15 protein-coding genes are annotated in these 21,269 nt (G+C 39.2%); 4 read left to right on the top strand and 11 right to left on the bottom strand.

Annotation, left to right across the window (positions count from 1 at the left end; genetic code table 11):
• Positions 1-321: 321 nt before the first annotated feature.
• The 6 genes from QQK09_RS15740 to QQK09_RS15765 all read right to left on the bottom strand — a co-directional run bounded on the left by QQK09_RS15740 (position 322) and on the right by QQK09_RS15765 (position 11,036).
• Positions 322-1,200, bottom strand: a complete 879-nt coding sequence (locus QQK09_RS15740; RefSeq protein ID WP_284205108.1) for a DMT family transporter — start codon at positions 1,198-1,200, stop codon at positions 322-324.
• Between the two features lie 120 nt (positions 1,201-1,320).
• Positions 1,321-2,238 carry a polyprenyl-phosphate transporter gene (locus tag QQK09_RS15745; protein ID WP_284205109.1) on the bottom strand — a complete coding sequence of 306 codons (918 nt, stop codon included), beginning with the start codon at positions 2,236-2,238 and terminating at the stop codon, positions 1,321-1,323.
• Between the two features lie 181 nt (positions 2,239-2,419).
• Positions 2,420-3,769 (bottom strand): GTPase HflX, encoded by a 1,350-nt coding sequence (gene hflX, locus QQK09_RS15750; protein WP_284205110.1) that lies wholly within the window; start codon positions 3,767-3,769, stop codon positions 2,420-2,422.
• Between the two features lie 175 nt (positions 3,770-3,944).
• On the bottom strand, positions 3,945-7,490 hold the full coding sequence (locus QQK09_RS15755) for a hypothetical protein (RefSeq protein ID WP_284205111.1): 3,546 nt from the start codon (positions 7,488-7,490) through the stop codon (positions 3,945-3,947).
• 488 nt (positions 7,491-7,978) lie between these two features.
• Positions 7,979-9,559: a BCCT family transporter gene (locus tag QQK09_RS15760; RefSeq protein WP_284205112.1), complete on the bottom strand. Its 1,581-nt coding sequence runs from the start codon at positions 9,557-9,559 to the stop codon at positions 7,979-7,981.
• 493 nt (positions 9,560-10,052) lie between these two features.
• On the bottom strand, positions 10,053-11,036 hold the full coding sequence (locus QQK09_RS15765) for a polysaccharide lyase family 7 protein (RefSeq protein ID WP_284205113.1): 984 nt from the start codon (positions 11,034-11,036) through the stop codon (positions 10,053-10,055).
• Positions 11,037-11,406: 370 nt separating this feature from the next.
• Here QQK09_RS15765 and QQK09_RS15770 point away from each other — a divergent pair, with 370 nt between their 5' ends.
• A complete protein-coding gene (locus QQK09_RS15770; protein WP_284205114.1) occupies positions 11,407-12,195 on the top strand; it encodes a M48 family metallopeptidase in 789 nt (262 codons plus the stop codon).
• 65 nt (positions 12,196-12,260) lie between these two features.
• On the opposite strand, the gene QQK09_RS15775 is transcribed toward QQK09_RS15770, so the two are convergent.
• Positions 12,261-13,451 (bottom strand): magnesium transporter, encoded by a 1,191-nt coding sequence (locus QQK09_RS15775; RefSeq protein ID WP_284205115.1) that lies wholly within the window; start codon positions 13,449-13,451, stop codon positions 12,261-12,263.
• Between the two features lie 748 nt (positions 13,452-14,199).
• Between QQK09_RS15775 and brnQ the strand changes: the two genes are divergently transcribed.
• On the top strand, positions 14,200-15,513 hold the full coding sequence (gene brnQ, locus QQK09_RS15780) for a branched-chain amino acid transport system II carrier protein (RefSeq protein WP_284205116.1): 1,314 nt from the start codon (positions 14,200-14,202) through the stop codon (positions 15,511-15,513).
• A gap of 157 nt (positions 15,514-15,670) precedes the next feature.
• Positions 15,671-16,834, top strand: a complete 1,164-nt coding sequence (locus QQK09_RS15785) for an amino acid permease (RefSeq protein ID WP_284205117.1) — start codon at positions 15,671-15,673, stop codon at positions 16,832-16,834.
• 120 nt (positions 16,835-16,954) lie between these two features.
• On the opposite strand, the gene QQK09_RS15790 is transcribed toward QQK09_RS15785, so the two are convergent.
• From QQK09_RS15790 to QQK09_RS15805, 4 genes are all read right to left on the bottom strand, one after another.
• Positions 16,955-17,692: an amino acid ABC transporter ATP-binding protein gene (locus tag QQK09_RS15790; RefSeq protein WP_284205118.1), complete on the bottom strand. Its 738-nt coding sequence runs from the start codon at positions 17,690-17,692 to the stop codon at positions 16,955-16,957.
• Position 17,693: 1 nt separating this feature from the next.
• Positions 17,694-18,365: an amino acid ABC transporter permease gene (locus QQK09_RS15795; RefSeq protein WP_284205119.1), complete on the bottom strand. Its 672-nt coding sequence runs from the start codon at positions 18,363-18,365 to the stop codon at positions 17,694-17,696.
• Between the two features lie 157 nt (positions 18,366-18,522).
• Positions 18,523-19,281: an amino acid ABC transporter substrate-binding protein gene (locus QQK09_RS15800; RefSeq protein ID WP_284205120.1), complete on the bottom strand. Its 759-nt coding sequence runs from the start codon at positions 19,279-19,281 to the stop codon at positions 18,523-18,525.
• Positions 19,282-19,591: 310 nt separating this feature from the next.
• The gene (locus QQK09_RS15805) at positions 19,592-20,095 is read right to left on the bottom strand and encodes a lactoylglutathione lyase family protein (RefSeq protein WP_284205121.1); all 504 of its coding nucleotides are present in this window, start codon (positions 20,093-20,095) and stop codon (positions 19,592-19,594) included.
• A gap of 171 nt (positions 20,096-20,266) precedes the next feature.
• Between QQK09_RS15805 and QQK09_RS15810 the strand changes: the two genes are divergently transcribed.
• On the top strand, positions 20,267-21,148 hold the full coding sequence (locus QQK09_RS15810; protein ID WP_284205122.1) for a LysR family transcriptional regulator: 882 nt from the start codon (positions 20,267-20,269) through the stop codon (positions 21,146-21,148).
• The last annotated feature ends 121 nt before the right edge of the window (positions 21,149-21,269 follow it).

Consider the following 21,269-nt stretch of genomic DNA (forward strand, 5'->3'; position numbering starts at 1 on the left):
ACAAGTTTTGCCAAGGGAATAACCATTAGCTGCAACTTGCGCCTTGAACTAACATCTTTTTCCTTCGCAATTTTTGAACACTAAATTAATGAACTTGGCATTATTAGTAAACTATCTTAATACGTTGTTTTTAATGCTATCAATGTCTGTATTAATGGCGTTGACTGTTATATGACCTTTAGTTAATTTATGTTATTAACTCTAGTTGATTTAATAAATAACAAACAAGAATTTAAAAATTTATTTGTGATTTTTGTCTGAATTGCTTAATTACGCTTATATTAATGGATTTTTATCACTAAAGTAGGCGTGGAATGTCCTCTATCGTTTCCATAATACGTTAATAACCGCGCCTACCATGATCAATCCACCACCTATAATGGTGGTTAATTCAGGAATTTCGCTGAAAAATAACCAGCCGATTAAAATTGAAAAGAGAACTTGTACATAAGCATAAGCAGTGGCTTTATTGGCATCGGCACAATGCAACGCTTTTGTTAGTCCGACTTGCCCGATTTGGGTAAAAATACCGACTAAAATTAAGATACCCACTGCTGCTAAACTCGGTATAACAAAGTCACTACCTAATAAAATAATCGAAATAGGTAATGCAATAATGGGGAAGTAAAAAATAATTACTGAGCTATCATCGGTTTTTGTCAGCTTTTTAACTATTACGTAAGCAGCGGCGCTGCCAAATGCACCAAGTAACCCCGCGCCGACACTGAGCCATGAATAGTGGATATAGCTATCATGGCTAAAATTAGGTTGAATCATGATACACAGGCCCACTAACCCCAATATGATGCAGGTAAGGGTGGAACGCTGTATATGTTCTTTTAAAAACAATAACGCCAATAGTGCTGTGAAAGCTGGGTGTAAGTATTGCAAAATTGTGGCTTCAGCAAGTGGTAGTGTTGAAATTGCATAATAAACAAAGATCAATGCTAAGGCGCCAACGGTGCCACGCGCGATCAGCCATGGCGTGTTATTACCCCACATTGAAATTCCCTTACGTTTAATATCTACATAGCTAATCAGAGCGGACACAAGGGCTCTGGCCGCTACTATCTCTAGTACCGGAATATGGTAGGTGCTGCTTGCTATTTTCACACAAACGGCCATTAAGGCGAACGCAAAAGCGGAGAGCAGCATATACCAAGCGCTTTGAGGTAGGATATTTTTTAACGTTGCAAGCATGTAATGATGAATCCGAGGTGAAGGTAAATGCTAAGTCTGGCAGATGATCTTAATTCGCTCAGGAAGGGCTGCGATAGGTAGTACTCACCTGAGCGGATATTTATTTAATAAAGACTGGGGTTACCCATTTTTTTCGGCGAATTTTTCTAATCCCCATACCACCATAAAGCCTAGTATTGCTGCCATAACAGCATAGCTTATCAAAGCCGGTGTCCCGGTCAGTTGCTCAAAGGCAAAGGGACTTAAGTTTTGCTCCAGTAATGGTACCTGTTCGCCACTTGAATTGGTTCGCCACGTGAGCACCTCTTTCCACGGCCAAATTTTATTTAATGTTCCTATCATCAAGCCCGTTAAGAAGGTCAGGGCAATATCACGTTGTTTACGTAATATCCAAGATAATAGATGCGAAAAAGAGAGCAGGCCTATCACACAACCTGTCGCAAAGGCAGCAAGAGTGAATAGGTCGAAGGATTTAGCTGCCATTAAGAGTGGGCCGTACATGCCTAATAACAGTAAAATAAAGCTGCCAGAGATACCAGGTAAAATCATCGCACATATCGCAATAGACCCTGCAATGACCATATTTATTTGTGTTGGCTCCATACTAATAGGGTGTAACACGGTAATACCATATGCAAAGAAAATACCAACTGCTAATGAGATAAACCGGGTGACTTGCCACTGTTGTATCTGTTTAAGCATGTGAATAACAGAGACGATAATCAAACCAAAGAAAAATGACCATAGTGGAATAGGATGCTCAGTCAGCAACCAAGTGATAAGGCGTGCAAAGCTAAAGATGCTGGTTAAAATACCCGCGAATAAAATAATTAAGAAACTACCGTTAATATGAGCAAACGCAGATTTAATACCTTGCTCTTTAATGATGGTGATCAGGCGAGGATTGATGCGTCTGATACTTTCTAATAAGGTATCGTAAATACCGGTAATAAACGCAACGGTGCCCCCTGAAACACCCGGTACAACATCAGCAGCACCCATTGCTAATCCTTTTAAGAAGGTTTTACCCTTGCTCATCTGTCTCTCCTAAAATTTATCTTTTGCAAAAAAGAGTTTATTGTACACGTGATAGAGACAAAAGTTTTGTTATCCGTTGTTTATCAAACAGAAATTTTCGTGTGGGCATTTAGGGGAGATAAGATGGCTAAATATCATGCTTTAACCACCGGTTTTATTCTTTAACTAACGAGTGAGGTTACTAGAAAGAGGTTTGTAGCATCTTATGCAGTCGCTCTAAGGCAACGGGACTTGCTTTGATTGTGACACGCACGCCATCTTCATGGTATTGCTCATCAATGACCAACATCTTATTATGAATTTCACCCATTACACCACTCGCGGTATAGGGAATATGAAAACAAGCTGCACACATTTTCTTTTCTAAGAAGTCTTGAATCTCTTGATGCACCAAAGCGACATCTGATTTATCACGGGTACTGATTTGTAATGCGTCAGGATATTGTTCTAGCAGCGCTAATTGCTGATCTTCGCTTAAACAATCCATTTTGTTGAGTAATAATAATTTATTATTAAAATCGACATTTAACTGTCCTAATACATCATCAACCACGGCTAACTGCGATTCAAAGTTATCATCTGACGCATCCACGACATACAGTAAAAGATCTGCATCTTTGGCTTCTTCTAACGTCGAGTGAAAAGAGGCGACTAAATCGTGCGGAAGTTTTTTAATAAACCCGACCGTGTCAGAAATTAAAATACGCGGTTGTGTTGGCGGTTGTAACGTTCGCACTGTGGTATCTAAGGTTGCAAAGAGTTTATCTTCTACTAATACTTCGGAATCTGTTAATGCACGCATTAACGACGATTTACCTGCATTGGTATAACCCACTAATGCGACACAAAGTTGTTCAACACGACCACTCCGTCGGCCTTGCATCTCTTTTTGTAGTTTTGTTAGTTCACGTTTTAACTCTGCGATTTTATCGCGAATACGACGACGGTTTACCTCAAAAGCAGTTTCACCTATCCAACGTCCTTTTTGACGTTCACGGTCACCGCTGTTTTCATCACGTATTCTCGGGGTTAAATAGTTAAGACGAGCAATCTCGACTTGTAATTTAGCGGTACGCGTACGTGCGTGCTTGCTAAAAATCTCGATGATCACGCGGGTACGATCGTACACTTCAACGCCTAATGCCGCTTCCACATTGCGTAGTTGGTTAGGGCTTAGTTCACAATCAAATACCACCACGTTAGCTTGCTGCTGAACATCTTCATTAGCTAATAGCTCACTAAATTCTGCTTTATCAAAATCTGCCGTATCTAATTCAAATTCCGATTGTTGATCCTCAGACTCTCCAGTAAGGGTTGCTAACTCTTCAAGTTTTCCTGAGCCTAATACCGATAACTGTTTTGTTGAACGCTGTCGTTGAGTTTTTGTACCAACCACTGAAAAACCGAGTGTATTCACTAAACGGCCCAATTCAGATAATGACTCATCGACCTCTTGTTGGGTGACATCGGGGGTACGAATAGAGATTAATAGTGCGCGGGTGATTATTTGCTCTGTGGTTTTGATACTCATATCGGGCTCATTGCTTAAAGTAATATAGGTGCATCCTACGCCTTTGCGCTCCGCTTATACACGTATTTTGTTTTACGGTTTAAAAGAGGTATCAGTGGCGTTTAATAAAAAACACCGTTCAGTTGATAGCTGAACGGTGTTTTTAGGCTAAGTTTCTATTATAAAAGTGAGTTGATTAATTACATCTTGAAATATCACTTATTAGTCCATCAGCATAATCTAAAGCTGCTTGCATATCGTAGAAAAAGAGATCCACATTATCAAACTGCTCAACCCCATTTTGATCACTTAGTATGAAATGTGTTTTTAAGTAATCAGGGTGCGTATTATCACAGATAAAATTTCCTTCTGTGGCTTCATTCTGCTCCTCTTCAATACGTAAGATACCGTTTGCATCAACGCCATAGTGATAGAAGACCCCCTCTGGTGAAGATGTTGAATTTCTGAGGCCAACTGCTGAGACGGTGCCATCACTCGCATAAGTAACCGCTTGTACAACGGCGACATTATTTACATCAATTGTATCTTCTCCATCAGGGATTAAATTACCTTCAGCATCTATTGCTTGACCTTGATCATTAACAAGATCGCCATCACCAAACCAAACAGTATAAAGTGTTCGACCACTTAACCACTCTTCAGTAAAGGCTGCTGGTGCATCTTCGTTACTATAATGATCAAATTTCATGAGTTGGCTAGTTATTTCACCCTGTCCCTCGGCTGGGGCTGTGTAGTCCTCACCGCTTACATCTCGCCAGAAAGACTTAACCGAGTAATAATCACCACCATTGAAATCAACAATTGTATCTATATTTTGAGATCCTGCATAAAGCGCTGCTGTTATCTCTAAATGAAGTTGACCATCGCTGATAGACCAGTTGAAGCTGAACTGACCATCTTCAGCATCGATAAAGGCACCTGTTCCACCCGGGTAAAAACGGATTCGTTCATCTTCAATAAACTCATTGTTGATGGTTTCGCCTAATATCCATTCAGAGGTTTGATCTAAATTTTCGCCAGTTAATAACGCAGCAGTAAAGATGGTTTCACTTGCACCACCACAGGCTGTTACTGCATCATTGTATTCAGCTAAGCTGTTAAATGATGCCGGTTGATCATTAATATCATCCCATGGAGAATTATCAATATTACAATCCATTAAAGGTAATAATGATGTAAGGCGAGCGGTTGCTTGGCTTTCGTCTAAATAAAACTCACCTAAGTTACTGCCCCACATGAAGTTTTCAGTGTTAAGTGAAGTAATGCCTGCCCAGTGACGATTATAAGCATCAAACCACTGCCAAGGCTCATCAACCATTGGCTCTAAAAAGACCAATTGATCAGCGGCATTAACCACTATCCATCCCTCTTTTATGCCATTGTCAGTGAGGGTTACGTTACTCATCGTATATTGACCATCTGTGATTAGTAGGTTATTGCTCACTAAGTACCAAGTTCTTGCTTCACCGGTTTCATCATAAATAAATGAAGAGGTAGTAATAGGTTGGTTGTAAACACTTAATCCAGGTACAACAATGTCATCGATTTCGCTGAGCGCAAGATCACCTGAGCGTGCATCTTCAATTTTCGTCGCTAAATCAGTAACTGATTGTGAACCCCATTCAGGGAAACTAAAGCCAACCCAGATACCATTCGACTGTTTTTGATACACTTTATAAGCTTGACCTATATCGAGAGTATCAGTAGTAAACTCATAATCAGCAAGTGGGTAATGAGACCATGTTACAAACTCGGTTCGCTCACTATCGTTAATGGTTTTATTAATTGCAACATACTCGTTGAATAACAGACCATTTTCGTTTTCACTATCAACAAACTTGCTCATCGAAGTGCTATCCATTACATAACGCTGCCCACTATAGGTACGTATGCCTTGATCATCTAACGTATCATTTGTTTCGTACCAGTACGGACTCAGTGAATCCCATTTTCCGCCGGCGAAGTTAAAGTCTGCATACTCTTCATCAATGCCATCTGTTGGATTTGCCCAAACAGGACGTTGATGAATGAAGCTGTATTGATTACTGCCGGCAACCGTCAGTTGTGTAACTTGATTGATACTGTCATTACCATCCCAGTCCTCAAGCTGTTCCCTATAGGTAGTGACACCACTATCATTCACCTCTTCACGTTTGCTCTCTTTATACTCGACGCTTGCAGCGGCAAGATTGGTGTGATCAAACTCCTCCTTAACATACTGTACAAAATCGCTAGTGATGATTTTATTACCTGCCTCTTCTTGCCAAGAAACGCTTACGTTAGCAATAAAATCAATGTTTGATAGGTCATCAGGGTGTGTACGTGATGAAAAGTCGACATCATCAAAAATACGCCCTTCACCATTACTGCCGCCTTCAAGCGATGCTAATGCTTCATCTCCGTAAATTAAGAAGTGTTCTCCGCTCGCGGTTCTACTACCAATCTCAAGGCCATTACCTAAAAATTTAGCATCACCATCAAGGTCGAAGTCATATGCCCATTCACTTGTGCGAGTAAACGTTCCATCGGTGTTTAATAGATCAGCGCTAGTTACTGAACCATATTGAATACCCTCAGGGGTAATATAGGTGACCGTTTTATCAGTGTGGACTTGACCATTATTATAAGTAATAACAATGTTTTCTTCTGTCACTTCCAGTAGCGTTACTTGCTTGTATACGGCATGAACAAAAGGCGCTGTATAATTTATAGTGGTGCTAACATCTAACACTGATTTTTCAGGATCATCAATATAAGCATCGCTATTATCACCAACATTGTCGTTATCTGTGTCTAGCCATTCAGTTGCGTCGTCTGGGAAAATATCACTATTATCGCCAGTCCCATCTTTATCGCTGTCCATCGTTTCAGTCGGATCATTAGGAAATGCATCGCTATTATTACCAATGCTGTCTTTATCAGTATCTAACCATTCCGTTGCATCTTCAGGAAATACATCTTTTTCATCAATAATGCCATCATCATCGCTGTCTATATTGGTTGCGATGATTCGTTTTCCTTCATCATCAACAACGATACGTTGTTCGTCGGTTAATGATTTGATGACCTCTAAATCTTCTTCTAACTGTTCATCAAGAGCGCTATCATCTTCGCTCATTTCCTGCATTTCAGCTTCAGATTCAGGTAATAGGTCTAACTCAACGATCGCATTTGCTTTGGAAGCAATATCCCCCTGTTTGTCCTCAATATAGTCACCAAGTAGTGCATCTTCTGCAATACCTAAATCAGCAGCAACCTCTTTTGTTGCTTGTTGCTGGCTAAGGCCATTCAGCATCTTGATATTGACTAATGTAGAAAGTGGTGTGACGACTGTTTGTCCCGCTGGAGCTGACAGCAAGAAAGGTGTTGTTGTTGCTACCCCTTCTGGGTTTGTTTCAGTAATAGTATCTTCATCAACGGTTTCACCTACGATCGCTTTAACGACAACAGAGTAATTCTCTGGGTTTGGTGTGTTGCTAATATCAAGCACTGCGTTGCCTCCTTCACTTGATACAGCTTGTGGCTCTCCCTCATCTAATTGAAAGTCGCCATCAATATCTAACCAAACCATGGCATTACGTAAGTAACCGTCGATGGCGCGTACCGAGTAAGTTGTAACAGGCTCTGGAATGACAGTATCTGGCGCAACAGGTTCCGAGTCGCTATTACAACCTGCAAGGGAAGTTATCCCTAATGCAAGAACGAGTGGATGCAATTTCATAATTAATTCCTTTTGATAAAATATGAATGTGAGTGACTATTGAAGGTATAAAAATTTACAACAATGATTGATCAGGTGTCCTGCTCATTGTGTTCTTTTCTAACATCTTCTTCTTTGGTGATAATGTAGTTTCTGTTTTTCAGATATCGAGGAAATAGTTGCTTTTTGATGGAAAAACGAAGGTTGTTTAGATTTAGATTAATTTTGCTTGTATTTGACCTATTTTAGTTGTTTTTTGGTGTGTTTTTAATCGCAAATTATTTTATGAATAATGCTTATTGTTAATCTTAAAAATAATGTCTTATCACCTTTATGATGTAAGTGATAATTGTTTCTGACGGGGATAAATTTAATGAAATGACCTGTTAAACTTGTGATGTTAAATAGACTATTTTAGTGTTGGCAATTATTGAATCTTAACGGCTCAGAAGAGAAAATTATCGAAGTTAATCTTCTCTTCTGGTGAATCGGATTATTTTGTAGATGGTTTACTGATAAAGCGCACGCTCGCTATTTAGGCCTTTAATTAAGCTGACACACATTAATAACAGTACAAAGGTAAAAGGTAATGCGGTTGCCACCACACCAGATTGCAATGCTTGTAGTGCTTCTTTCCCACCTATCCATAGCATCACCGCTGCAATAGCCCCTTCGGTTGTAGCCCAAAATATTCGTTGGGGAATCGGTGCATCTATTTTACCACCTGAGGTAATACTATCGATAACCAGTGATCCTGAGTCTGATGAAGTGATGAAAAAAACCAGAATCAACACAATTGACAGTATCGACAGTGCATCACCAAAAGGAAGGGCATCGTAAACATGGAATAATGTCAGTGAGATATCAGTTAATCCCGTTGCGCCTAGTTCACCCACTTTATTGGCGACTTGGTCGATGGCAATACCACCAAAAACAGCCATCCAAATAATGGTCATGAAGGTTGGGATAAAGATAACCGCAAAGAGGAATTGACGTACGGTACGTCCTTTAGAGATGCGTGCGATAAACATACCAACAAAAGGAGACCATGAAATCCACCATGCCCAATAAAAGACCGTCCAACCATGCATCCACACTGTATCGTCACGATCATGCGGATTACTTAAGGTAAAAATATGGTCTGCATAAGCGATGAATGTTTCTGGGATAGAAACCATTACAATATCAAAGCTCACATAAATGACAAAAAGGAGCAGTGCGAGTGCAAACAACATATTGATATTACTGAGTAGTTTTACACCGCCTTCGATACCTCGAATAACGGATAAAATAGCAATGAAGGTAACAAAAATAATGATACCAAACTGCATACCAATGCCTCCGTTGGTACCAAATACATGGTTGATACCACTGGTTGCTTGTTGTGCGCCAAGACCAAGTGAGGTTGCTAAGCCAAATATAGTAGCAAGTACTGCCATCACATCAACAATATGGCCTAACCAGCCCCACGCTCGATCACCAAAAATAGGGTAAAAAACAGAACGAATTGAGAGCGGTAAGCCTTTGTTATAAGCAAAAAAGGATAATGAAAGTGCGACAATCGCATAAATTGCCCAACCATGGACACCCCAGTGAAAAATAGTAGCCCCCATTGCGAGTGATTTTGCTTCAGGAGTATAGGCTTCAACGTTTAGCGGGGTTCCCCACCAATCAGTAAAGTAAGCCGTTGGTTCGGCAACGCCCCAGAATAGCAGTCCAATACCCATACCTGCAGCAAATAGCATCGCGATCCAGGAAAGTGTTGAATATTCTGCACTTGCCTCTTTACCACCGATACGGATTTTACCCAGTGGTGAAAGCATTAATACTATGGTGAAAAGTAGGAAAAAGTTGGTTGACCACATAAAGAAGGTATCAAAATCTTTCATGATGCCGTTCTTTATACTGTTTAACGCTTCTTTTGCGGTGCCGGGGTCGACAAACAGCATTATTGATATGAACAGAAAGATTAGTCCTGCACTGATCCCAAATACGGGGTTGTGGATGTCGAAGCCCCATTTTTGCAGGTTATCTTGACCAACTTGGTAGTCGGTTGTTTCTATACTGTATTTATTTAATTTATTATCCATAATTTGTGCAGTTACCAACCCGTTGATAACCGAGTAATATTATTTTGTTGATTAAGCTATTTGAATTTTTAAGCGATTAAAAGTAGCTGTAGATGACACTTTTTGGCCGTTTTAAAAATTATTACAATTCAACATAATTACCATGAGGTATTTTGAGCCTGTTAATGGTGTGCTGAATTTAGCTGATTTTACAAAATGATATTTCTCATTAAATCAATGGTGTAGGTAATGAACTGTATCCTTGAGTGCTCTCAGTTATCGGAAAGCAAAAACGAAGTAACTTAAAGAAATTAAGCTTGTGAAAAAAAAATTCCAGAAGATGTTAACGATTACAGCAGTAAAGTTCAAGGAAAGAGGGGAGTTTGTAGAGTGGTTAGTGAGTTTAAAGCAATGTAATTTAATGATAATCAACACTAAAAAAGACCAAGTAGAAGGCTACTTGGTCTTATAAGCACGCTTTTATATTGTCGTGTTTATCGGTGTAGTGAATAGATTAATGCTTCACTTCTAGGTCGTAGAATGTCGCTTGTACGTAATCGTTTGGCTCACCAGTTTTGTTTTGGTTGTATACACCCGCTTTAAAGTACATGTATTGGCCTGCTTCATCGAATTTACTGTCAGACATATCAACTTCTTTAATAATGTCTTCTTTGCCTGGGCGCATTAGTGTCACACCAAGAGTGTTGCCAGTTACGTTGATGCGGTAGCTAAATTTTTCGCCAAGCTCAATACCATCTTCTGGCTCTGCTGGTGTTGCATCTTGATTCCAGTAGTTTGGTAATGAATTACCAATCATATCAACCCAAATTTCTTTACCTTCACGGGGCTCATGTGCGAAGTAGATAGACCCTTTTTGATGGTTAGGTAATTTGCGGTAGTAAAGACGAATTGGTTCATCGTTATTCGCATGGATTTGACCAACGATAACGCGACCGACTTGCCAATTTACACCGGTTGTTGTGACATGATCAACTTTTAGTGTTGCTTCTAAATTACCATCAACACCGCCAGCGGCTTCTTGGTTTTCTTGTGGAGACGTTGAGAATACCCAGTTGTTACCGCCTACACCTTTAGTTTTGTACTGTGTATTACCACGACGCATCATTTCACGTAGTTCTGAACGTGTGTAAGTGGTGTTTTTTGACGTTTTAGCACCCTTAATTGGGGCTTTAAATACCATGCCACCATCTTCAGCTAGGTAGAAAAAGTCGTCATCAGAGTAACCTGCTGCTAGCTCTTTTTCTTTGATTTGGTCAGATTTACCGTTACCGTCAGAATCTACTGGCACACTGATTGTCCAACCTAACAGGTCAAATTTAGTTGCAGGAGAGCCTGCCGTTGCTTGTGCATTATTAGCGACAATAGCTGACTCTGTTTTCGTTGTTTCTTGAGCTGTATTTGCACAGCCAAATAATGCAAGAGAACAAGCGAGTGCAGTTAGCTTTAAGCCAGTACGGGTTGTTTTTTTAGTTGACATTTTATTAGCATCCTAGTGTTATTGTATGACTAATACTCTAGCATTAACTTTCATAAAAATTTACTAGTTGTTTCAGTAAAATAGCGGAGTAGTTAACGTTTCAGGTAAATTTTATTCTGAGGTTATATTGGTGATGTAGTGTTAATGTTTTTAATGTCGGAATTATGAGCACATTATTACTTATACAATCGTAATCATCTATTATGAAAGCGAGAAATTTAAACGTCTATTAGCTTATTGGTGATTTGGCTTCAATGGAAATTAAAAACCGTTTATTGTGCCGGGTGAGTGATTTTTTGTTTTAAAAATTTACACTTGCGATCCTTTGTCATAAAATTATCTATCAGCTAATAAAGAAAAAGGATTTTTTATGAACGTTAAACCAACTCTCTTATTCACCTCTGTGGTTGCCTCTACATTACTTATCTCTGCCTGCTCGAGTTCGCCAACAGGGCGCCACCAGGTATTGCTTTTTTCAGGTGCTGAAATGTCTGAACTCGGGGCACAATCATTTGAACAGCTAAAAACACAAGAAACGATTAATCAGGATCCAAAAGTGAATGCTTATGTCCAATGTGTTAGTAATGCAATCACTGCTCGCCTAGGCCCTCAACCTGACTTTAATGAGTGGGAAGTCGTTGTTTTTGATAGCGAACAAGTCAATGCATTTGCATTGCCGGGTGGAAAAATAGGGGTTTATACAGGATTATTAAAGGTCGCTACGAATCAAGATCAACTCGCGACAGTCATTGGCCATGAGGTTGCCCATGTAACCGCTGAGCACAGTAATGAGCGACTTTCTCGTAGTAAAATCACTGAGCAAGGGTTAGCTATTTCAAGTATGGCGATGGAAGGCAGTGAATATCAGAGTATGACAATGGCTGGATTAGGTCTAGGTGTACAGTATGGTGTGATGATGCCCTATGGACGTGCGCAGGAAAGTGAATCAGATATTGTTGGTTTACGCTTGATGGCAGAAGCGGGCTTTGATCCTACCCAGAGTGTGGAACTGTGGAAAAACATGGCTAAAGCATCGGGGGGGCAGCAACCGGCAGAGTTATTATCAACGCATCCATCGAACTCAACGCGTATCAGCGATCTACAAAAAGAGATTAAAAAATTACCAAAAACGACCGCTAAACGTCAGCAGTGTGGCTAGGGGGGATTATTTTTTATCAGCGAATAGGCTGAATTAATTTCAGCCTATTTTTTAACTACCTACACCTAATAAAGTAAAAAGCTTGAAGTGATGTAAAAGTAGATCAGTAGCCCGGTCACATCAACTACGGTGGTGATAGCTGGACTTGCCACTACTGCAGGGTCTTGTTTGAACCATTTAACGATTAATGGCAAGCTTGCACCAATCAAAGTGGCGCTTAAAACCTGTATGAATATCGCGAGGGCAATAGCAAAGGCGATCACCGTTAAGGTTAATCCTTCAGGTAAATCTATTCCATAGGATAAAAAGGTTATTTTTAAAAATGAAACACAAGCTAATCCCAACCCTATAAATAAAGCAATTCTTATCTCTTTATATAATATGGCAAACCAATTTTTTAGTTTTAATTCACCGAGTGCAATACTACGAATAATAACCGTTGCCGCTTGGCTACCTGCATTTCCACCAGTGTCAGCGACCATCGGCATGTAAAAGGCTAAAATAATTAATGCAGTGATCGCATCGTCATAGCTTTGAATGATAATACCTGACAATAGTCCTACAGCTGCCAAAGCGAGGATCCAAAAAATACGTTGGCGTACATGGCTTAAAACGGGAATCTGCAAATAAGGACGGTTGTCTGTTTGCGTTTCTTGCTGCGCTTTATTCTTAATAATATCTGTTAGGGATAATAATCCAACAACCGAATTCTGATTATCGACTAATACTGCAAAATGAGTGCCGCTATTCGCGATAATGTTTGCTGCATTTCGCTGTGTTTCGCTGACATGTAATTTATTGGACTCGGCGACTATTTCAGAGGCTAATGTATCGTCAGGACAAGCGATTAGGTGGTGTAACTCTATTATTCCAAGATACTGATTGAACTCATTAACCACTACAATTGGATTGCTATTATCAACGTATTGTTGGTTTAAACGCTTACTTTTAACCATCCCCACTGTGCTATTTTCCTGAACGACTAATAACTGCTCTGTATTGATCAGTTCAATCACGGGATCTGATTCAGCAGTTAATCGTATTAAATCTAATTTTGGGGTTGAAGGGAGGTATTCGAGTAACTGTTTACGCTCTATTTTTGACAGGTTTTGATAGATACTATAAAGATTTATAAGGCTTAGTTTTTTAATTTTTTGCTGTATGTTCTCGCAGGCCTGCCCGCCAAGTAATGTATGAATATCATTAACAATAGCAGATTCCTGCTGGTGGTTTTTAATTGCTGAAACTCCGGACATAATGCGTCCTCCCAGTGGTGGGTAAAAATAGTGGTATGGGTATTTTTTGAGTGACAGTTGAGGAGAGTTAGTAAGGATAATGCTTGAAAAAGGTATTACAGCTTATTATCTCCTAAACTGTTTCCCTACTCGGAGGAATATCGTTAAGCATGGTTGCTCCCTAATTGATGACCAATGTTTGATCTAAAATATTTGTCGCGCATTATAAGTGTGCGTATGGTGAAGTCAATAACTATTCACAAATAGGTATTCAATTAGCAAGTCACTAGCAATAGCATCACAAATAATTCTAACTTACTGATCAGTAGTTTTTAATTGTGATGTCATTATTGTATAAAATATTAATGTGTTTTATTGCTGCTCTCGCGGCTGTCCATATAACTACACTTCTATTTATGAATACTTTCTCTTGAAGTTAGCTGTATTGTAAGTTCATCATAAATATAGGCTGTACCTATTTTTGCGTTTCTTTTTTGAACGACTTTTGTCGCTATTTTTAACCATGAACTGAGTGTGACTATTTTTTTAGTTAATGAAGCTGAAGATATATGCGTTTTCTGTGGTCTTTCAAATTAATATATTTGTGATACAAATAGTGTATTGCCTCTCTATTGACATAAATTATGTGATGAGTTGCAGATTAAGTAGGTTTATTCGCACATAATTTCTATCTCATTAATGAAGCATAAATATTTCAGTGCATTGATAGTTCACCTTTTTTTAACACCCAATGTAACAGGAATATTGAATGAAAAATCGCTTATCCAGTTTTGATATATTAGCGCTAGGTTTTATGAATTTTGCTTTCTTCTTAGGTGCTGGTAATATTATTTTTCCTCCACTTGCTGGCGCAATGGCCGGTGAACACCTTTCTCTTGCAACACTTGGTTTTCTCGTTACTGCTGTTGGTCTACCGCTGATTACTTTAATTGCTGTTGCCAAAGCGGGTGGCGGTATCCTTGATATGGCAAAATACTTACCCGCTAAAGTTGCGACAGTATTGGCTCTTGCTGTGTTTATTGTCATCGGTCCAAGTTTTGCCACACCACGCGCCGCGCTGGTTGCTTATGAAATTTCAGTTAAACCATTTTTAGATAATTCAGGTGCACTTAGCTTAGCTATTTTTTCAGTGGTTTTCTTTGCTATTGTTACTTATCTCTCGCTTTCAACGGGTAAATTACTCGATATGGTTGGTAAGGTGATCACGCCTTTATTAATCATCCTATTAGTTATCTTATCTATCGCAGTTTTCCTTAACCCGTTGAGTGATTTTGGTCCTGCAACACAAGAATATATTAACAGTCCATTCACTAAAGGCTTCTTAGAAGGCTATAACACCATGGATACGCTAGGTGCTTTAGTGTTTGGTATGTTGATTATTAACGTGATTAAATCAAAAGGGATTGAAGATAAGAAAGCACAATATAAATACTTGGTTATTGCGGGCTGCATTGCAGCATTGGGCTTAACGTTTGTTTATGTATCACTTTTTTACTTAGGTAGCACAAGCCAAGGTATCGCTGCTGATGTCACTAACGGCGGCGAAATAATCGCGTTGTATGTACAAGCATTGTTTGGTTCACAAGGGCTGATTTTATTAGCGTTAGTCGTCGGGCTTGCTTGTTTAACTACTGCTGTTGGTCTGGTAAGTGCAATGGCGGAGTTCTTAACAACGCTAAAACCTAATTGGAATAAGAAGCTATTGGTTGTTATTAACTGTGCATTATGTGCATTAGTGACCAATGTTGGTTTAAGCCAATTAATTGCATTATCAATTCCAGTGTTATTTATTATCTATCCAGTCGCTATCGCACTGGTTGCTTTAACACTGCTAGATGGCTTTATCACGAAGAAGAAATTGAGTTACCGATTTGTTGTTTCCATTGCACTATTTTTTGGTCTTTTAGACGGCCTAAAAGTAGCGGGTGTTAATATGGATAGCTTTAGCTTCTTACCGATGTTTGAACAGGGTATGGCGTGGTTCTTACCGACATGTGCGGCATTAGTGATTGCAACGCTAGTATTTAAAGATTCATCTGAAAAAATAAAACAAGCTGCTTAATGAAGCTGTTATAGCAACAAAGAGATAAGTTTTGATAACGGCTTGCCATTTGGTAAGCCGTTTTAATATCAGCATTTTATGCTGCTAAACGGATTTAGTGGTTATTTATTGTGATTGCATTGGTTTGGATGCCTGTGTGGTTGTTTAGGAATAAAGCGTGAATTTAAAAATTATGGGCGGTATGTTGTTGATTGCAGGTACTGCGTTGGGTGCAGGGATGTTAGCCATCCCGATGGTACTGGCGCAATTTGGTGTACTTTGGGGTTCGATACTCATGTTTGGTATCTGGGTTGGTACTACCTATGCTGCACTCTTGCTATTAGAAGCCACTATTCGTAGTGGTGGTGGCATTGGTATGAATACAATTGCCCAAAAAACACTTGGTAAGCAGGGGCAATTAGTGACTAATGGGTTGCTGTATTGTCTAGTGATCTGCTTGATGATCGCTTATATCGTAAGTGCTGGAGATATTGTACAACAATTACTGAGTCGCATTGGGTTAACGTTAAGCTTATGGCAATGCCAAGTAATATTTACCCTCGGTATTGGTGCTTTTATTGCGCAAGGAACGGCAACGGTTGATAAGCTAAATCGTGTTCTATTCTCTGCTATGTTAATTACGTTAGTGCTGACACTTGTTTACTTATTACCTAATATTGAATTAGGTAATTTTGATCAACAAAGTAATACAGATAAGGTCGATCTTATTAAAAATAGCGCCGTACTGTTTACCAGTTTTGGTTTTATGGTCGTGGTGCCATCTGTGGTTAAATATAACAGTGAAGCGACGCATAAACAGTTGCGTAATATGGTGATCTTCGGTTCGATGCTACCACTATTTTGTTACTTATTATGGTTAGTGGCTGTAGTCGGTAATCTACCTCCAGAACAACTAGTGAGCTTTGCTAGCGTTTCAGATCTGATCTCTATGCTAAGTGCTCAGTATGCAAACCTTGGTATTGTACTGTCGTTGTTTACGGGTCTTGCTATTGTGACTTCGTTTTTAGGCGTTGCAATGTCGTTATTTGATCAAAATAGAGACCTGTTTAATACCAATAAATTGACCACTTTTGTATTGTCTTTTGTATTACCGTTACTCGGTGCTATTTTAGCGCAGGATAAGTTTATTGGTGTATTAGCTTATGCAGGTATCATTCTGGTATTTTTAGCTATATTTGTGCCGATGGCAATGGTGATTCGTGTGCGCTCTGCAAGCTTTGAGCAGAGTGAAGGTGCTTTGTATCAGGTTGCTGGTGGTAAAGCAGCACTTAGCGCTTGCTTTGTATTTGGTGGCTTCTTACTGTTTTCACAGTTAATTTAATAAATACAGAAGTTGGTAGGTAGTCGTTAGAAGTTAATAGGTCGTTGTTAGATATCAGTAACGATCGTGAAATGACCCCAATAAAATAGACACTGGGTCATTTCAGACTAATAACTCGCTCTATCGTTTCAGTGCGCGTTTTACGAATGCTTTAGTGCGTTCATGCTCAGGGTGTTCAAATATTTGTTCTGGAGAGCCTTGTTCAACAATATAACCACCTTCCATAAAGATAACCCTATCGGCGACTTCACGTGCAAATTGCATCTCATGGGTAACTACAATCATGGTTTGTTTTTCGATGGCAAGTTGCTGCATTACTGCAAGTACCTCTTCAACCCACTCCGGATCAAGTGCTGAGGTTGGCTCATCAAAGAGAATAACTTCTCCTTTCGCAGCCATTGCGCGAGCGATACCCACACGTTGTTGCTGACCACCAGAAAGTTGAGAGGGGTAAAAATCAAGTTTATCTTCAAGGCCCACATTAATTAAGATTGATTTTGCTGTTTGTAATGCTTCATTACGCGGTGTTTTCCAGACGGTAATTAAGCTTTCAGACACATTTTGAATCGCCGTTTTATTGGCAAACAATGAGTAATTTTGAAATACAAAACTGCTTTGTTGGCGCAGTTGTGTTACTTGCTTATTGGTATGCTTTTGCGCGTCGACAGCGACGCCACCAATCTCAACAATACCACTTGTGGGTGTTTCTAAATAATTTAAGCAACGTAATAACGTTGATTTACCGGTGCCAGAAGGGCCGATAATAACGACGATCTCGCCTTTGTTAACTTCAAAATTGATGTCTTTCAGTACGCTTAAATCGTCAAATTTTTTGCTGAGTTTATTTACTTTAATCATATTAATAAGCCTTATTGAGACGGCGTTCGAGAAGATGTTGTAGGCGTGTAAAGATTAAAACAACGGCCCAATAGATAAGCGCGACGGCTAAAAAGCTTTCGAAAAACTTAAAGCTCGAAGAAGCTTCCATTTGTGCTTTAGCCATAATTTCAGCAACACCTAAGGTGAAGGCTAATGAGGTGCTTTTAATCATATCGATGAAGTAATTCATCAATGAAGGTGTTGCAACACGTGAAGCTTGCGGCAAGATAATACGTTTCATCGCTTGTAAGCGGGTCATGCCTAGGCTTAAACAGGCTTCCATTTGTGACTTATCAATACCCAGAATAGCGGCACGAATACTTTCTGCCATGTAGGCTGAGAAATGTAATGATAAACCGATAACCGCTGCGGTAAAGGCATCCATACCGATAAAAATAGGCATGAATTGTGGCAGTCCATAATACAGTATGAACAGTTGTACTAATAAAGGCGTACCACGGAAGAAGGAGATAAACAGGGCGGCAAAGTGTTGAATGACGGCAATTTTAAAAACACGGATCAAAGCGAGTGAAAGCGAAAGAATCAGGGCGAATAAAAATCCCCACAGTGCCATCTCCATAGTGACGCCAAGGTATTTCAATAATATTGGCATCAATTCAATAATGTATTGAAGGTCAAACGAGCTTTGCATAATAAAAATGCCATCCTAAATAGTTATTTCATTACGATATATTGAGTATCAAAAATGAAGTGTTAATGGGTTAATGTAGCGACCAGCATTAAGGCGCTAGCTGTTAAGAAAACCTGCATACATTGCATGAATGTATGCAGGCTACCTGACAAGGGGGTTACTGAGTAATATCAGAACCAAACCAAGTATTTGAGATTTCAGCAAGTTTACCGTCTGCTTGCATTTCAGCGAGTACTTTATTCACTTGATCGCGGATAACTATTTGTGACGGTTTATTTAAAAATGGCATACCATTCTCAATTGTCTCAAAAGGTTGACCTGCTAATTGAAGTGGTAAACCCGATTTTTGAATTAACTGTGTTGATGAAACACGATCCATTACGAATGCATCCATACGACCTAATGCAACATCTTGCTCTAAACCTGAATCATAAGTAATAATATTGATTTCATTATTAACATCAAAACGGCGCAATACTTGTTCAAAGTTACTGCCTAAGTTTACCGCTACTTTTTTGCCTTTAAGATCTTCGATACCGTTGATATCGTCACGGCCTCTACGTACAACAACTTGTACGCCATCAACCACATAAGGTGATGTAAAAGCGTATTGTGCTAAACGCGCTTCAGTCATTGTAATTTGGTTAGAGATAGTATCGATATGGCCGGCTTCTAACATACCAAATAGACCTGAGAAACTTGATGTAACAAATTCTACTTTGTAATCTGAACGTTCTGCAATTTCGTTCCAAAGATCAACTTCGAAACCTTGTAATTTATCTAGCTTTGAAAAGGTAAATGGGAAGTAACGGCCAGACATACCTACTTTAACGGTTTCCTGTGCAAAAGCGGGTAGGGTTAATAAACTTGCAATTGCAGTAAATACAATTAAAGATTTTTTGAAAAACGTATTCATAGTGTTCCTTGTTATAAACATTGTTAGTTATTATTTTGAATTTTGGTCAGTTATTGTTACCAGAGACGGTAACCAATAAAATAGTACACTCGTGTTAATGCTAATACGCAGTTGTAACGAGTTGTTAACCCGCGCATTATAACGGAAGTAATCTGCCTGTCTGCCTTAAACTTAAAAATATTATATATTTTAATGTATTAACATATACCTTATAAGAGGTAGGATTTTTTTGGTGGGTATGATAACTAATAATGGTCAATATTAGCGCCAGAATAACGCCATAAAATAATAAATTTATGGCGTGTTTTAGCTATTTATACGCACCACTAGCGTAATGTAATTCATAGCTGTGGCTATAAATTTCTAAAATATTACCAAAGGGGTCTTCCATATAGATCATATGATAAGGTTTTTCTCCTGGGTAATAGTAGCGTGGCGCTTTCATACGACGTTTACCACCGGCTGCTTCTATTTTTTGTGCTAACTCTTCTACGTTTGGATCTTGAACACAGAAATGGAAGATACCTGTTTTCCAATACTCAAAGTTATCCTCCGGATTCTCTTGGTTTTTAAATTCAAAAAGCTCCACACCAATACGGTCTCCCGTGGACATATGGGCAATCCGAAAGCGTTCCCAACCAGCACCAAACACATCGGTACACATTTCACCGATAGCACTATCATCTTCCACTACATCACTAGGCTTCATGATGATATACCAGCCTAGTACCTCACTATAAAACTTCACTGCTGCTTCTAAATCGGGTACTGAAATACCAATATGTGAGAATGTTCTTGGGTAAGTTTGACTCATAACGCGCTCCTAATTTGGTTGAGTTATTAATGGTAGGTTAAAAATCAAACAAAAAGCGTTTATATTTTTCAGTACCTTGTTAGCTTGGTTGAACTCATTAATGAACTGAACTATGTTATTATTTACTAATTTTTTAATAACACTTCGTAATGATGTGTGGGTGGAAAGTAGATGATCAATCAGAAATGGCTTTATACGTTTATGGATTTGGTGAAAACAGGGCATTTCACTAAAACGGCGAATAACCTGTATATGACGCAACCGGGGGTTAGCCAACATATCAAAAAATTGGAAAATCAGCTGCAAACTCAATTACTCAATCGTTATGATAAACAGTTTGAATTAACCAGGGCGGGGCAGTTACTGCATGAATATGGGGTAGCGAGTTTAACGCTGGATCAGCAGTTACAAGACAGAATTGATTTTGATGACCCTTACCAAGGTGATTGTTTTATCGCTTGCTCTGGTGCGATCGCATCCGACCTTTATCCTGATTTCATCGATTATCAATGTGCTCATTCAGGTTTAAATGTGAAGTTAGAAGCTGCGCCTAATCACTCTATTATTGAAGGGGTTTTAAATAATACAGTACATATTGGCATCGTTAATCAACAGGTACAGCATTCACAATTAATGCAAACAAAGTTGGGTAATGAGCCGTTGCAACTAATATTGCCTAAAAGCTATGCGCAAAAAGAGATCAACTTCGAAACACTCAATTCATTGGGCTTTATTAATCATCCCGATGGTTTTGAATTTGTCGATAAGGTATTGAGCAGTAATGAGTTTAAAGGATATTTGGGGAGCCAGAGTCTATCGGTGAGTGGTTATGTTAATCAGTTAAATCAAATCTTGTTACCTGTTTCAAAGGGAGTTGGTTATACCGTATTACCAGCAAGAGCGGTTGCACAGTTTAGTGCACCTGAAGAATTATATGCAGCGCCACTGATGATGCCTGTCAGTGATCCACTCTACATAACCACCAAGCGACACTTCTCATTAGCAGCACGTTATGACTGGTTTCTAACACATATTACTAAATGTCTCAGCTAGGCCTTTGCTTGTTGTTAGGGTTATCAAATGTTGTACTGGCGAGTTTGCCCTGTAAAGGCTCAGGATGAACCCTGAAATAGCTAGTTATTTATGTTAAAGTACGTCCTATGTCAATCATGTC

The sequence above is a fragment of the Psychromonas marina genome, from assembly GCF_030161115.1.
GTDB lineage: Bacteria > Pseudomonadota > Gammaproteobacteria > Enterobacterales > Psychromonadaceae > Psychromonas > Psychromonas marina.